Genomic DNA, 15068 nt, shown 5'->3' on the forward strand with positions numbered 1-15068 from the left:
TACCGGCCCTTTTTTCGATTGTATCAAAAAGTTAATGGTACATTATTTGGGTGGAATTGCATAGGTCAGCGACGCCCGTGCGACGGGTTGATCCATCCCTTCTGAAAACACCAGAACATCACAGACCGACAGCAGCTTCCCAAGCTTGAGAAGCCGCGTCTTGGCGACAAGATTGACGCCTGCTTCGGGCTTGCGCATGAAATCAATCGAACAATTCGTGGTCACGGCCAAGGCCTTTGGACCGATCCGTGCCAGCGTCATCAGATAGGCGCTGACATCGGCCAGCGCAAAAATCGACGGCCCCGATACAGTTCCACCGGGGCGTAAATGCCGGTCCTCCACCAAAAGCCGCGTCGTCAGATCCGTTTCGCTTACGTGGTCGATCGCGAATTCATCGGCAACCTGCTTGAACACGTCTTTCATAAAAACCGTCAACGCACCGGCATCCATCATTATCGGCATACTTGTCCTCCGTCATATGTCGAGGGTAGGCTCTGGTAAATTCAAGGAGAGAGCAAGATGACAATGCTGGAAGTAGAATATGACGCTGCGGTCGCAACGCTCACCATGAACGCGCCCGAACGTTTGAATGCCCTCTCGGACGAGATGCTGGCCGCACTTCAGACCACATTGGATGACCTGGCTGAAAACCCGGCGGTGCGGGTTGTGATTCTGGCCGGGCGCGGCAAAGCCTTCTGCGCGGGCCACGATCTTAAGCAGATGACGGCGATGCGGCAGGCCGAAGATGGCGGTGCCGCGCAGTTTCGCGATCTGTTCGAGCGGTGCAGCGCCGTGATGGCGCGAATCCAGTCCATGCCCCAGCCGGTGATTGCCCAGGTGCACGGCATCGCCACCGCCGCCGGGTGTCAGTTGGTTGCGACCTGCGACATGGCCGTTGCCGCCGAAGGGACACGGTTTGGGGTGAATGGCGTGAATATCGGGCTGTTTTGTTCAACGCCGATGGTCGCCCTAAGCCGTAACATCCCGCGCAAACAGGCGTTCGAGATGCTGACCACGGGTGATTTCATTGATGCAGCCCGCGCGCGCGAATTGGGTCTGATCAACCGCGTCGCCCCCGAACACGAACTGGCGATGGAAACCCAGAAACTGGCCAGCCAGATCGCCGCCAAACTGGGGGTGGCAGTCAAGATCGGCAAGCAGGCGTTTTACAACCAGCTCGGGATGCCGACCGATCAGGCCTATGCCTATACCGGCGACGTCATGGTCGAAAATATGCTGCACCGCGACACCGAAGAAGGGATCAGCGCCTTTTTGGAAAAGCGTGATCCCGGTTGGACGCAATAGCCCAGTCACACTGTTTCCAATTCGACATGCATTGTTGAAAATATTTTTCTGGCAATTCGGGCATAATTGGGGCATAAATAAGACAAGGTGAATGCCTTAATGATTTTGGGTCGCCGCCGGCGGAAGGTCCCTCCAGGTCAGTCTCTCACTGGCCGACCGTTCCCGCAGCGGCGACCCCAAAAATCCCCCTCTGTCCCAGATCAGGTTTCACCACGCAATCCTGTGGTTTTGGCGCTGTTCTATTGCATAGGCGCGGCCCCTGCCCTACATCGCTGATATGACACAAACACTCCATATCATCGGCGGCGGAATGGCCGGATCAGAGGCCGCCTGGCAGGCCGCAAACGCGGGCGTCCAGGTTGTTCTGCACGAGATGCGGCCCCAAGTCGGCACATTTGCACATCAAACGGGTTTTCTGGGCGAAATGGTCTGCTCGAACTCCTTCCGGTCGGACGATAGCGAACAAAATGCTGTCGGGCTGCTGCATTGGGAAATGCGCGCGGCAAACGGGCTGATCATGGCAACGGCGGAAAAACACCGCCTGCCTGCCGGTGGTGCCTTGGCCGTAGACCGTGACCCGTTCGCAGAATCCGTGACCGCAGCCTTGATGGCGCATCCCAATATCACCGTTGAATATGGCGAAATCACAGAACTGCCGCGCGATGGGCATTGGATCATCGCGACGGGCCCGCTGACCTCGGGCAATCTGGCGAATGCGATTGCGGCTGAAACCGGGGCCGAGGCGCTGGCGTTTTTTGATGCCATCGCGCCGATTATCTATCACGAGAGCATCGACATGACCAAAGCGTGGATGCAATCACGCTATGACAAGGGCGAAACCGAGGAAGAGCGCACGGCTTACCTGAACTGCCCGATGGACAAAGCCACCTACGAGGCGTTTATCGACGCCTTGCTCGCCGCCGATAAGACCGAATTCAAAGAAGGCGAAACCGCCGGATATTTCGACGGTTGTCTCCCGATCGAGGTGATGGCCGAACGCGGCCGGGAAACCTTGCGTTTTGGCCCGATGAAACCTGTCGGGTTGACCAACGCCAATGACCCCGAAAACAAGCCCTATGCCGTGGTGCAATTGCGCCGCGATAACAAGCTGGGCACGCTGTATAATATCGTCGGCTTCCAGACCAAGATGAAATATGGCGCACAAACCGAAGTGCTGCGGATGATTCCCGGCCTTGAAAACGCATCCTTTGCGCGGCTTGGCGGCATTCACCGCAATACATTCCTGAACTCGCCCACCTTGCTGGACGACCAGATGCGCCTGCGCAGCCAGCCCAACATCCGGTTCGCGGGCCAGATCACCGGCGTTGAAGGCTATGTTGAAAGTGCGGCCATGGGTCTGCTCGCCGGTCGTCTGGCCGTGGCCGAGATCAAGGGCGAAGCCGCCACACCGCCGCCGCCCACCACAGCGACAGGCGCGTTGATCACCCACATCACCGGCGGGGCCGAGGCGAAGACCTTTCAACCGATGAATGTGAATTTCGGGCTGTTCCCCCCGGTTGAGGGGCTGAAATCAGGCCGCCGTGGCCGCAAAGACCGCTACAAAGCCTATACCGACCGCGCCAAGGAAGACTGGCAGGCCTGGCTGAACGGCACCCCCGTTCCCGCGTGAGTTTCGTCACCCGATTTGCGCCGTCCCCCACGGGGCCGCTGCATCTGGGGCATGCCTATTCCGCGCTGCTGGCCCATGACATGGCGCGGGCAGCGGGCGGGCAATTCTTGCTGCGGTTCGAAGATACCGATCTGGAACGTTCAAAGCCCGAATATACAGCGCAGGTGATCGACGATCTGACATGGCTTGGCATCACATGGGATGCAGAGCCGCTGATGCAGTCAGACCATTTTGAGACGTATAATCAAAGTGTTGAGCAGTTGATCGCCCAAGGCTTGACCTATCCCTGCCGGTGCAGTCGCAAGGACATCGCCGCCGCTTTGGCCGCCCCCCAAGAAGGTGTGCCGCACCCTGTTTATCCGCAAATCTGCAAGCATCGCAGCATGACCGAACGTGGCCCGACTGACGCGCTACGGCTGCATATGGACCGCGCATGGGATGCGATTGCGGGCATGGATCTGTCATTCACCGAGTTGGGACCGCTGAACAAGGGTACCTACCGGCTGGATAAAACCACCCTGACCCAGACGGTCGGCGATATTGTGATCGGCCGCAAAGACATCCAGACCGCCGCCTATTTTCTGGCCTCGGCACTTGATGACATTAACCAAGGGATTACCCATGTGGTGCGCGGTGTTGATCTGTTTGAATTTACGCAGGTGCAGGTGTTGTTGCTGGCCCTGTTGGGCCATCGGCCGCCGCTGTACTATCACCACAAGCTGATCCGCGATGACACCGGCAAACGGCTGGCCAAACGCGATGATGCGCGCGCGATATCCTTGTACCGCAGCGAAGGAGCATCACCGCAAGATATTCGTGAGATAATAGGTCTTTAGGGGTCGATCTTAATCCATTTTTTCAAGCGTGATGCGTTCAACGCCGTCTTCCACCAGGGTGTAAAAACAATTGCGACGTCCGGTGTGACAAGCGGCACCGGTCTGGTTCACAACCACCAAAAGACAGTCGCGGTCACAGTCGATGCGCAGCTCGACCAGTTCCTGCACATGGCCGCTGGTTTCGCCCTTGATCCAGAACGATTGCCGCGAACGGCTCCAATAGGTGACGCGCCCTGTCTCGAGGGTTTGGCTGACGGCTTGGGCGTTCATCCACGCCATCATCAACACCTCGCCTGAAACGGCATCCTGCGCGATGGCGGGGATCAGCCCGGCGTCGTTGTACTTTAATGTGCTGGGATCGAAATCCATGGGCTGCCCCTTCATTTAATTTTTGCATCATCGTCGTGGTGGCTTATGTAGGGGGTAAGCGCCGAAAGGAACAGCCATGACTGCCGAAACCGACCTGATCAAGCTTTACTCTGCCCGTATTTTGGGGCTGGCGGCCGATATTCCGCATCTGGGGCGGCTGGATCATCCGGATGCGACGGTCACGCGGCGGTCGCCCTTGTGCGGGTCAACCGTCACGGTGGATGTGGTGGTAAAAGACGGCAAGCTGGCCGATCTGGGCCAGGACGTCAAAGCCTGCGCCTTGGGTCAGGCTGCGGCGGCGGTGACCGGGGGCGCGGCAATTGGCGCGACCTTGCCGCAGATTGAGACGGCGCGCGACCAGCTCAAGGCGATGCTCAAGGGCAAAGGCCCGGTACCAGAAGCGCCTTTTGACGGGTTCGAGGTGCTAACCCCCGCTGTGGACTACAAAAACCGGCACGCGTCGATCCTGCTGAGCATCGAGGCGCTGGCAGAAGCGATGCAGCAAAGCCGGACGGCCGAGACCGCACAGAGCACCTGATTTCCCCAAAAACCCTAAGCCAAAAAAAAACGCCGCACATCCAAAAGGATGGCGGCGCAAGTACGCGTTCTTTGTGCAGGCTCACCTTAATCCGGTGCCGAAGGGACAATTCGGCAGTTCCAACCAAGGACAGGACATTTGGTTGAACGCATAAAGTTTGGGACAGATGCGTAAGTCAAATTAAAGCGACACAAAATGCGCAGGCAGAAGTCAAACAAAAGAAGGGATATGCAAACCGGCAACCAGGATCACAATCAATGCGGCCATACCCACGGCATCTTGCAAAAGCGTATCTTGCGACCGTTTGGCGATGGCTTTGACTGTTTTAAAAGTTGTCATTTGCGTTCTCCACTCTCTGTTGCTCCTTTGTTCTCATTTAATTGGCGCCCTGTAAAGAACTTTATGAGAACATTTGCGAACAAAATAGAACGGAAGGTGTTAACCCACTGTAATCAAACGAATTGCTTCGTCCTGCCGCATCAGCCAAAGCAGCAGCCTTGCCGCTTGCCCCCGTGGGCTGGCCAGTTCCGGATCTTCGGCCAGTAATTTGCGCGCGTCTGACTGGGCGATTTGCATCAAACCGGCTTGGCGTTCCAGATCGGCCACCCTGAACCGGGGCACACCCGATTGCGCGGTGCCGATCAAATCGCCGGTCCCGCGCATCTTCAGATCGGTTTCGGCAATGACAAAGCCGTCCTCGGTCTCGCGCAACACCTCAAGCCGCTGCTGGCCTGTCTCACTCAGGGGCGCTTGATACATCAGCAGGCAGGTCGATGCCGCCTGCCCGCGGCCCACACGGCCGCGTAGCTGGTGCAATTGCGCCAGCCCGAAACTTTCCGCCCGCTCGATGACGATGATACTGGCATTGGGCACGTCAACGCCCACCTCGATCACGGTGGTTGCCACCAGCACCTTGGTTTCGCCGTTTTGAAACGCCCGCATGGCGGCGTCTTTGTCGGCGGGCGGCATTTGGCCGTGCACCAGCCCGACGACACCCTCGCCCAATGTGGCGCGCAAGCGTTTGAACCGTTCTTCAGCGGCGATCAGATCACTGACTTCGCTTTCTTCGACCAGCGGACAGACCCAATAACATTGCCGCCCTTCCTGGATGGCCGCGCGCAGGCGTTCCACAACCTCTGCTATGCGGTCGGTGCTGATCAAGGCGGTGCGGATCGGTTTGCGCCCGGCGGGTTTTTCATCCAGCACGGACACGTCCATATCGCCATATTGCGCCAATGCCAGCGACCGCGGAATGGGCGTGGCCGTCATGACCAACACGTCAGCCAGCCTCCCCTTCTGCCCCAGTTCAAGCCGTTGACGGACGCCAAAACGGTGCTGTTCATCGACAACTGCCAGCCGCAAATCGGCAAAGCTGACATCGGCCTGAAACACGGCATGGGTGCCCACCAGTATTTGTATGGCACCCGCCTCAAGTGCGGCCAGCTTGGCACGCCGCTCAGCCCCCTTGTCACGCCCCGTTAGGATTTCCAGAACGACGCCGGCCCGTTCAGCAAGCGGTTGCAGCCCCTCAAGATGTTGCCGCGCAAGGATTTCCGTGGGGGCCATCAACACGCCCTGCCCGCCGGATTCAACCGCCGCCAGCAGCGCCATAAACGCAACAAGCGTCTTGCCCGCACCCACATCGCCCTGCAACAGGCGGTTCATGCGCTGCGGGCTGGCCATATCGGCGGCGATTTCGCCAATCGCACGGGTCTGCGCGCCTGTGGGTTTATAGGGCAATGCCGCCAGAACCCGCCCCTGCAAACGCCCGTCGCCCTGACTGGGCCTGCCCTTTTTGCGCCGCTCCTTGGCCCGTGCCAGCGCCAGCGTTAACTGATGCGCCATCAATTCGTCATAAGCCAGGCGTTCCCGAGCGGGCGCAGTGGCGGATAGGTCGGCCATTTTCTCGGGGTCATGGGCGGCTTGAATGGCAATGTTGAAATCGGGCCAACCGGCCTTGGCTTTCTGCGACGGGTCGATCCATTCCTCAAACTCGGGCACGCGGGCCAGCGTGGCGCGGGTGGCCTTGTACATCAGTTTTTGCGTAATCCCGCTGGTCAACGGATATACCGGCTCGAATGTCGGGATTTCACCGGCGTCTTCCTCGGCCACGGTGAAATCCGGATGCACCATCTGCGCCATCCCGTCGAACAATTCGACACGGCCCGACACAATCCGGCGCGATCCTTCGGGCAATTGGCGCTTCCAGTAATCGCCGCGGGCGTGAAAAAACACCAGCTGGAATGAGGTCTGTGAATCCTCCACATGGATCCGATAGGCACCGGTCTTGTTCGAAGGCGCGCGGTGCTGGCCTACGGTCACCGCAACCGTGACCGTTGCAGGTAAAACCGCATCCTTGACGCTGGCCTGCAACCGGCGGTCAATGCCGGAATAAGGCAATGTAAACAACAGGTCACGCGGTGCTGTGATGTTCAGTTGGGCGAAATGCTGTGCGGTTTTCGGGCCGACCCCTTCAAGGGTTTCAAGCCCGGCAAACAGCGGAAACAGCGCTTCGGGCCGCCCCGTCATAGGCCCGCAATCAGGTCAAGCCAGCCGTCTTCGTCCAAGGTTTCGATCCCCAATTCGGCGGCCTTTTTGGCCTTGGACCCGGCCCCCGGGCCAGCGATCAACAGATCGGTTTTGGCACTTACCGACCCTGATACTTTGGCCCCCAACCGTTCGGCGCGCGCCTTGGCCTCGGCGCGGCTCATTTTTTCAAGCGTGCCGGTAAACACGACGGTTTTGCCTGCCACCGGCGATCCGGCCGTATCAGGCCGCGCGGAGTCTTGAATGGTTAATTCAGCCACCAGCCGGTCGATCGAGGCGCGCTCGGCCTCTTGGGCAAAGGCGCTAACCAGCGATGTTGCCATCACGCAGCCCACGCCATCGACACCGATCAGATCATCCCATGCGGGGCCTTCCATGGGGGCTGCTTGCGCCATCGCGGCCTCGAAGGCATCCCAAGTGGTGTAATGCTGGGCCACAAGATTTGAAGCAGCTTCGCCCACATGGCGTATTCCTAGCGCGAATATCAGCCGTGACAGCGGGATTTTACGTTTATCTTCAATCGCTTGAAACAGTTTTTCGGCAGATTTCTCGCCCCAGCCCTCGCGGTTTTTAAGCTGCTGCATCCCCGACCCATAGCGCGCTTGCAGCGTGAAAATATCCGCCGGTTCACTGATCCAGCCATCGGTATAGAATTGCTCGACCTGTTTGGCCCCCAACCCGTCAATGTCAAAGGCCGCGCGGGACACAAAATGCTTCAATTTTTCGACTGCTTGCGCGGGGCAGATCAAACCTCCGGTACAGCGGCGCACGGCATCGCCTTCCTCGCGGATCGCATCGCTGCCGCATTCTGGGCATGTCGTAGGAAATTCAAAGGGTTGCGCGTCAGCCGGGCGTTTCGTCAAATCGGTGTCGGCAATTTTGGGGATCACGTCGCCGGCGCGGTACACCTGCACCCAGTCGCCGATGCGGATATCCTTGCCACCGCGGATTTGATTGCCCTTGCTGTCAAACCCTTTGATGTAATCCTCGTTATGAAGTGTCGCATTTGATACAACCACGCCGCCAACTGTGACCGGTTTCAGCCGCGCCACCGGGGAAAGCGCACCGGTCCGGCCAACCTGAATCGTGATATCCTCCAGCGTGGTCCAGGCCAGTTCCGCAGGAAACTTATGCGCGATGGCCCAACGCGGGGTCGTTGACCGGAAACCAAGCCGGTCTTGCAAGGCCAGATCATTGGTTTTGTAGACAACACCGTCGATATCATACCCCAAGGTCGCGCGCTGCGCTTCGATCTGGGCATAGTGATCAATCAGCTCTTGCGGTCTTTTGCAGATTTCAGTCAGCGGGTTTACCGAAAATCCCAAAGTTTCGAGCCGTTTGATTGACCCATATTGCGTGTCAGACAAAGGGGCCGATAGCGCGCCCCAGGCATAGGCAAAGAATTTGAGCGGCCGCGCGCGGGTGATTTCGGCGTCCAGTTGGCGCAATGATCCGGCAGCTGCGTTGCGCGGATTTGCAAAGGGTTTGCCCCCATTTGCCTCCTGGCGGATGTTCAATGCCGAAAAATCCGCATGGCTCATATAGACTTCGCCGCGCACCTCTAGGATGTCTGGCGCACCAGTCAGCCGCTGAGGCAGGTCGCTGATCGTTCTGGCGTTTGCCGTGACATTCTCGCCGACCGCCCCGTCACCCCGCGTTGCGGCTTGGACCAACACACCTTGTTCGTAGCGAATCGAAAGCGACAATCCATCGATCTTTGGTTCGGCCGTATATTCCAGTTCAGCGTCCTGGCTCAGGCCTAGGTATTTCCGGATCCGCGCGTCAAAATCGACAACGTCTTCCTCCTCGAACGCGTTGGCCAGCGACAGCATCGCCACGGCATGGGTTACCTTTGAAAACCCCTCCGACGGGCCGGCCCCGACCTTTTCGCTGGGGCTATCGGCCCGTTTGAGGGTAGGAAACCTGTCCTCGATCTCGGCGTTGCGGCGTTTCAGCCGGTCATATTCCGCGTCACTGATCTGCGGTGCGTCCTTGCCGTAATACTCCGCATTGGCCCTGTTCAGCGCAACCGCAAGCTTTTCAAGCTCGGCCTTGGCTTGCGCTTCTGTCAGGTCTTGAACGGCGATATCTGAACTCAACGGTCTGCCCCAGTTTTCTGTCACTACTGGTGCATGAATACGCAGGCATTTTTCGCAGGTCTAGCAGATATCACCCGACAGGATCAAAGTCCGACAGCCATCTTTTCCTGCACAGGCATTGAAGACGGTTCAGGGTCGCGCAAAACATAGCCGCGCCCCCACACGGTTTCGATATAATTTTCACCACCCGTCGCGATGCTCAGCTTTTTGCGCAGTTTGCAAATGAATACGTCGATAATCTTCAACTCCGGCTCGTCCATGCCGCCATAGAGGTGATTAAGGAACATCTCCTTGGTCAGGGTCGTGCCCTTGCGCAGGCTCAGCAATTCGAACATCTGGTATTCCTTGCCGGTCAGATGCACGGTTTTCTTGTCTACGGTCACGGTTTTTGCATCCAGATTGACCGACACCTGCCCTGTGTTGATGACCGACTGGGAATGGCCTTTGGACCGGCGAATGATCGCATGAATGCGGGCCACCAATTCTTCGCGGTGAAAGGGTTTGGTCAAATAATCATCGGCACCAAATCCGAACCCTTTGATCTTGCTTTCGGTATCATCCGACCCCGAAAGGATCAAAATAGGCGTTTCAATTCGGCTCAGCCGCAACTGTCGCAAAACCTCGTGACCGTTCATGTCGGGAAGATCCAGATCCAGCAGGATAAGGTCATAATCATACAGCTTCGCAAGATCGATCCCTTCCTCCCCCAAGTCTGTCGCATAGGTATTCAAATTCGCATGGGTCAGCATCATTTCGATGCTTTTCGAGGTCGTAGGATCGTCTTCTACCAGCAATACGCGCATTCAGCTTCTCCATTTTTGATCTATTGGGCCACCGACCGTAACGTGAACAAAAATCATTAACCACACGTTAATGGCACATGTCTTTACAATTGACAACCTAAAGTTGTCTGTATTTTTGAAGCGCCGTCGCCCGCAAAGCGGCCTCCCCATGCTCGGACACCGCGCGGACCCATTCCAGAAACTCTTCCTCGCTGATATTATAGCGCTCAAACACATCAGACTGGCTGATAAGGCCGTAAACCACGCCGCGCACCACCGCCGCCTTGCGCGACGCAACCCAGCGACGTGTCTTTCGATCGGGCAGATCGGCCTGACTGAACGTCGTCCCATCCGGCAAAGTGACCGCCCGCGGCCCATCGACTTTTTTCAAATACATATACTCACCACTACTCACCACTCCAGCAATATGGGGATTGTGAATTGGGAGCCTTAAGGACAAATGAAGTGCCCCCTTGAGAATACAGCGGATTTTCTTATATATCGCCTTAAACCTCCCGGAGAATTATCATGCCTCTCGATCGCACACTGCCGTTGAACTCATTGGGCTTTGCCAAAGCGCCCGCCGATACGCGCGTTGTCGTGGCCATGTCGGGCGGCGTGGACAGTTCAGTCGTCGCTGCCATGCTGGCCGAGGAAGGCTATGATGTGGTGGGTGTGACGCTGCAACTTTACGATCACGGGGCGGCCTTGTCGAAGAAAGGTGCCTGCTGCGCGGGGATCGACATTCATGATGCGCGCCGCGTGGCCGAAGACATGGGCTTTCCGCATTACGTGCTCGATTATGAAAACGTGTTCAAAGACGCGGTGATCGACGAATTCGCCGACAGCTATCTTGGCGGGGCGACGCCTGTGCCCTGCATCCGCTGCAACGAACGGGTGAAATTCAAGGACCTGCTTGAAACCGCCAAAGACCTTGATGCCGATTGCATGGCAACGGGCCATTATATCCAGCGCAAAATGGGCAAAAACGGTGCCGAATTGCATTGCGCCGCCGATGCCAACCGCGATCAAAGCTATTTCCTGTTCTCCACCACGCCGGAACAGTTGGAGTATCTGCGCTTTCCATTGGGCCATCTGCCCTCCAAAAACGACACCCGCGCCCTGGCCGAAAAATACGGGCTCAGCGTCGCGGACAAGCCCGACAGCCAGGACATCTGCTTTGTGCCCAATGGCGATTACGCGGCAGTGATCCGCAAACTCCGCCCCGAGGCCGCAAACCCCGGTGATATCGTCGATAGCGACGGTACTGTTCTGGCGCGCCATGACGGGGTGATCAACTATACCATCGGCCAGCGCCGGGGCCTGGGCATTGGGGGCCTCGCCGACCCGCTTTATGTCGTCCGTCTGGATGCCGACAAGGCGCAAGTCGTCGTGGGCCCTAAATCCATGCTTGCCACCCGCACAGTTCCCCTGCGCGAGATCAACTGGCTTGGCGACGCGCCTTTGATGTCCAAATCCGAATGGCCCATCGCGGTCAAAGTCCGCTCGACCCGCCCGCCAATCGACGCAATCCTGCGCCCGATCAGCGATACCTCAGCCGAGGTCGAATTGCTCGTCCCCGAAGAAGGCGTTTCCCCGGGGCAGGCGTGCGTATTCTACGATCCCGAAAGCTCGCGCATCTTTGGTGGGGGCTGGATCCACAAAGGGTAACCCAAGCCCTGAATGCTTCCAAATGGTCTAAAATCCCGGGGAGTTTGAGGGGCAGCGCCCCTCATCCGTCCTCGGAAACCATCCCCATACGCCCCAGAACAGCCCGTGCAGCCCGCAGGCCGGGTGCTTCGCCGCCCTGCCCCAAACGTTCCATCGTCAGCGCCATAGCGCCTTTCTGGGCATCAGGTGCCCTGTACACGGCGTCCAATCCACCGGCGATCTTGTCAGCCTCGCAATCCGGCCCCAAGAACTCGGGGACCACACGGGTGTCAGAGACCAGATTAACCAGTGTCACCGTATCAATCAGCGCCATCGCCTTGATCAAGCGGAAGCTCAGCCAATGCATCCGGTAGGCAATCACCATCGGGGTCGCCGCAGCCGCCAGTTCCAGCGACACAGTGCCCGATGCCGCCAGCGCAAGGTCGGCGGCACGGAAGGCGGCCAGTTTGCGGGCCTGCGCCTCCTCGCGGCTCATCCCGCGCGGATCAAGGATAACGGGGGCAACCGCCCAATCCCGGCAGGCCTCGATCACCGCATCGGCAACGGGGCCAGCCGCGGGGATGACCACGCGCAGATCGGGCACGCCTTTGGCAAATTGCGCCACGGCATCGCCGAACACCCCCGCCAGCTTGGCCACCTCGGACCGCCGCGATCCGGGCAGGACCATCAGCAAAGGCGCATCGCCAATTCCGGCATCCGTCCGGAATGCCAGCGCTTGCGCATCCGTCGCAACCGGCTCGGCCACCACCGGGTGTCCGACGAAATCGCAGTCCATTCCTTCGGCCTGCATCAACGGCGGCTCAAAGGGGAAAAGTGCGAGGACATGATCAATATAGCGCGCCATCTTTTTGGCCCGACCGGGGCGCCATGCCCAAACCGTCGGGGCCACGTAATGGACCGTGCGGATATTGGACCGCGCCTTGACCCGCTTTGCCACGCGCAGCGAAAAATCTGGGCTGTCGATGGTGATCATCACATCCGGTTTGGCCGCGATCACCGCCTCGGCGGTCTCGTTGATGCGGGCCATCAGCGCGCGGTATTTCGGCAGGATCTCGGCAATGCCCATCACCGACAGTTCGGACATGTCAAAGCGGCTGTGCAGCCCTTCGGCGGCCATGTCGCTGCCGCCGATCCCCTCGAAACGCACATCGGGACGCAGGGTTTTCAATCCGGCCATCAAGGCACCGCCCAAGCGATCCCCGGAAGGTTCGCCCGCGACGATAAACACCTTCATTCCGCAGCCCGCGCCCAAAGCACCAGAGCCAGATCATCGGCAAGGGTCGCACAGCGCGCCGGCTCAAGGACAATCACCCCGCCGGCTGCAATCACCACGCCTGCCAGACCTGCGCGATGGGCGGCTTCCAGCGTTGCAGGGCCGATGGTGGGCATGTCGACCAGACGGCTTTGACCGGGTTTTGGCCCTTTGAACAGAATGGCGCGTGACGTTTTCACCCGCTCTGGCAAGGTCGCCAGCAGATGATCGGTGCCGCCAATCGCCTCGATCCCAAAGACCTGCCCGCCGCCCACAACGCAGCATTGCCCGACATCCAGCGGCGCAAGCGTGCTGACCACCTGTTCTGCCCGCGCGGCGTCTTGCTCCATCGCGGTGTCAGGCGTTTGCGCACCCAGAACGCCGGGTTTCGCCAGCAAGTCAGGGGCCAGTTCATGGGCCGCAACGACAGTCATGCCCGCCTGTTCGAATATCTCGATCAGGACCCGCAACGCGCCGTCATCGCCTGCCGCCAAGGCCTTTTGGAACAACGGGACCAAGGGCATCGTCTGGGCATCCAGCTTTGACGGATCAAAGCGCGGACGCGGGACACTGCCGCAAAAACAGACTCGTGTAACCCCTTGGTCTTGCAGGGATTTCAGCAGGCTTCCAAGGGTTTCAAGCCGGAAGGTCAATGCGGGTGTCAGCCCCTGCACCGGCACATCTTCATAGGCGCAAATCAACGGTGCAACCGCCTGCGATCCCACCACCCGTTGGGGCAATCCACCACCCCCTGCGATCAACGCCAGCATCAGCCCGGCGTCAGGAAATGGCGGCCCGTGTCGGACATGACAAAATCGACGATCTCGCGCACATAGTCGCTTTCGGTTTCGTCGCCCAACCGCTGGGCGCGGTCGTGGAACGTGCCCTCGCCCTGTGCCAGCATTTGAAACGCAGCGCGCAGAGCGGTGATGTCACTGCGCGCAACCCCGCGCCGTTTCAGCCCGACCAGGTTCAACCCATCCAGCGCCCCGCGTGGTGCCTGAACCAGGCCATAGGGGATCACGTCATTGGTCACCATGGTCACGGCCCCGATAATGGCCCCATGCCCGATGCGCACGAATTGATGAATGCCCGAAAGCCCGCCGATGATAACATCGTCTTCGATAATGCAATGGCCCGCGACAGCGGCGCTGTTGGCCATGATCACGCGGTCGCCCAGAATCGCGTCATGGGCAACGTGACAACCGGCCATGAACAGGCCGTCATCGCCCACCTTGGTCAATCCGCCGCCGCCTTCGGTGCCGCAGTTCATGGTGACATGTTCACGGATGCGGTTGCGCTTGCCAATCACCAGACGGCTTGCCTCGCCCTTGAATTTCAAATCCTGCGGGATTTCACCGATCACCGCAAAAGAGAAGATCACCGTGCCTGCGCCGACCTCGGTCTGGCCCGTGACAATCGCATGGGATTTCAACACCACATCGGCGTGGATCACGACCTGAGGGCCAACAACGCAGAACGGGCCGATAACGGCTGACGGATCAATCTGCGCGCCGTCTTCGATCACGGCACTGGGGTGGATGTTTGCCATCAGGACATGTCCATCATTGCCGTAAATTCGACTTCGGCCGCCATCTCGCCTTCGACCGATGCCACGCCACCAAAGCGCCAGACCTTGCCGCCGGGTTTGCCGCGCAGGGTCTTCAGCTCCATCCGCAGCACATCGCCGGGGATGACCTTGCGGCGGAATTTGCATTTGTCGATGGCCATGAAATAGACCTTCATTTCCTTGTCCGCCATCTCGAGGGTGACACCCACCATCACGGCAGCCGTCTGGGCCATCGCCTCGACGATCGTGACGCCGGGCATGATTGGCATGCCGGGGAAATGCCCCTGAAAATGCGGTTCGTTCATGGTGACGTTCTTGATCCCCACCGCGCTTTCGGTGCCTTGGATATCGACCACTTTATCGACCAACAAGAAAGGGTAACGATGGGGAATGATCCGCTGGATCATCTGGATATCAGCGCTTGGCAGGGTGTCAGTCATTGCGGGTCCTGTCTTTTGAATTGTTATAT

16 protein-coding genes are annotated in these 15068 nt (G+C 58.8%); 5 read left to right on the forward strand and 11 right to left on the reverse strand.

Annotation, left to right across the window (positions count from 1 at the left end):
- Positions 1–42: 42 nt before the first annotated feature.
- Complete coding sequence (locus HGT1_RS10500; protein WP_176249896.1) at positions 43–462, reverse strand: PaaI family thioesterase; 420 nt, start codon at positions 460–462, stop codon at positions 43–45.
- 57 nt (positions 463–519) lie between these two features.
- On the opposite strand from HGT1_RS10500, the gene HGT1_RS10505 reads away from it, so the two are divergent.
- The 3 genes from HGT1_RS10505 (at position 520) to gluQRS (ending at position 3771) form a co-directional block, all read left to right on the forward strand.
- The gene (locus tag HGT1_RS10505; protein WP_176249897.1) at positions 520–1305 is read left to right on the forward strand and encodes an enoyl-CoA hydratase; all 786 of its coding nucleotides are present in this window, start codon (positions 520–522) and stop codon (positions 1303–1305) included.
- 277 nt (positions 1306–1582) lie between these two features.
- Positions 1583–2935, forward strand: a complete 1353-nt coding sequence (trmFO, locus tag HGT1_RS10510; protein ID WP_176249898.1) for a methylenetetrahydrofolate--tRNA-(uracil(54)-C(5))-methyltransferase (FADH(2)-oxidizing) TrmFO — start codon at positions 1583–1585, stop codon at positions 2933–2935.
- Positions 2932–3771, forward strand: a complete 840-nt coding sequence (gene gluQRS / locus HGT1_RS10515) for a tRNA glutamyl-Q(34) synthetase GluQRS (protein WP_176249899.1) — start codon at positions 2932–2934, stop codon at positions 3769–3771. The genes trmFO and gluQRS overlap by 4 nt, the downstream gene beginning before the upstream one ends.
- Positions 3772–3780: 9 nt before the next feature.
- Here the strand turns inward: gluQRS and hisI are convergent, their stop codons facing one another.
- Positions 3781–4140, reverse strand: coding sequence for a phosphoribosyl-AMP cyclohydrolase (gene hisI, locus HGT1_RS10520; RefSeq protein ID WP_176249900.1), 360 nt, complete (start codon positions 4138–4140; stop codon positions 3781–3783).
- Positions 4141–4216: 76 nt separating this feature from the next.
- Here hisI and HGT1_RS10525 point away from each other — a divergent pair, with 76 nt between their 5' ends.
- The gene (locus HGT1_RS10525; RefSeq protein ID WP_176249901.1) at positions 4217–4678 is read left to right on the forward strand and encodes an iron-sulfur cluster assembly scaffold protein; all 462 of its coding nucleotides are present in this window, start codon (positions 4217–4219) and stop codon (positions 4676–4678) included.
- Between the two features lie 210 nt (positions 4679–4888).
- On the opposite strand, the gene HGT1_RS18305 is transcribed toward HGT1_RS10525, so the two are convergent.
- The 5 genes from HGT1_RS18305 to HGT1_RS10545 all read right to left on the reverse strand — a co-directional run bounded on the left by HGT1_RS18305 (position 4889) and on the right by HGT1_RS10545 (position 10503).
- Positions 4889–5017: a hypothetical protein gene (locus HGT1_RS18305; protein ID WP_255200166.1), complete on the reverse strand. Its 129-nt coding sequence runs from the start codon at positions 5015–5017 to the stop codon at positions 4889–4891.
- Between the two features lie 99 nt (positions 5018–5116).
- Positions 5117–7207 (reverse strand): ATP-dependent DNA helicase RecG, encoded by a 2091-nt coding sequence (gene recG, locus HGT1_RS10530; RefSeq protein ID WP_176249902.1) that lies wholly within the window; start codon positions 7205–7207, stop codon positions 5117–5119.
- The gene (gene ligA, locus HGT1_RS10535; RefSeq protein ID WP_176249903.1) at positions 7204–9324 is read right to left on the reverse strand and encodes an NAD-dependent DNA ligase LigA; all 2121 of its coding nucleotides are present in this window, start codon (positions 9322–9324) and stop codon (positions 7204–7206) included. The genes recG and ligA overlap by 4 nt, the downstream gene beginning before the upstream one ends.
- 83 nt (positions 9325–9407) lie before the next feature.
- Entirely contained in the window at positions 9408–10127 is a 720-nt protein-coding gene (gene ctrA, locus HGT1_RS10540) for a response regulator transcription factor CtrA (protein WP_176249904.1), read from the reverse strand.
- A 97-nt stretch (positions 10128–10224) separates the two neighbouring features.
- On the reverse strand, positions 10225–10503 hold the full coding sequence (locus HGT1_RS10545) for a DUF1153 domain-containing protein (protein ID WP_176249905.1): 279 nt from the start codon (positions 10501–10503) through the stop codon (positions 10225–10227).
- A gap of 131 nt (positions 10504–10634) precedes the next feature.
- On the opposite strand from HGT1_RS10545, the gene mnmA reads away from it, so the two are divergent.
- A complete protein-coding gene (gene mnmA / locus HGT1_RS10550; RefSeq protein WP_176249906.1) occupies positions 10635–11777 on the forward strand; it encodes a tRNA 2-thiouridine(34) synthase MnmA in 1143 nt (380 codons plus the stop codon).
- Between the two features lie 61 nt (positions 11778–11838).
- Here mnmA and lpxB read toward each other — a convergent pair whose 3' ends face one another.
- The 4 genes from lpxB to fabZ are packed head-to-tail and all read right to left on the reverse strand — an operon-like array spanning position 11839 to position 15039.
- Positions 11839–13011, reverse strand: coding sequence for a lipid-A-disaccharide synthase (lpxB, locus tag HGT1_RS10555; RefSeq protein WP_176249907.1), 1173 nt, complete (start codon positions 13009–13011; stop codon positions 11839–11841).
- Positions 13008–13799: an LpxI family protein gene (locus HGT1_RS10560; protein WP_176249908.1), complete on the reverse strand. Its 792-nt coding sequence runs from the start codon at positions 13797–13799 to the stop codon at positions 13008–13010. The genes lpxB and HGT1_RS10560 overlap by 4 nt, the downstream gene beginning before the upstream one ends.
- Complete coding sequence (lpxA, locus tag HGT1_RS10565) at positions 13799–14581, reverse strand: acyl-ACP--UDP-N-acetylglucosamine O-acyltransferase (RefSeq protein WP_176249909.1); 783 nt, start codon at positions 14579–14581, stop codon at positions 13799–13801. The genes HGT1_RS10560 and lpxA overlap by 1 nt, the downstream gene beginning before the upstream one ends.
- Positions 14581–15039 carry a 3-hydroxyacyl-ACP dehydratase FabZ gene (gene fabZ, locus HGT1_RS10570; protein ID WP_176249910.1) on the reverse strand — a complete coding sequence of 153 codons (459 nt, stop codon included), beginning with the start codon at positions 15037–15039 and terminating at the stop codon, positions 14581–14583. The genes lpxA and fabZ overlap by 1 nt, the downstream gene beginning before the upstream one ends.
- Positions 15040–15068 lie beyond the last annotated feature (29 nt).

The organism is Sulfitobacter sp. HGT1 (genome assembly GCF_013282155.1).
GTDB lineage: Bacteria > Pseudomonadota > Alphaproteobacteria > Rhodobacterales > Rhodobacteraceae > Sulfitobacter.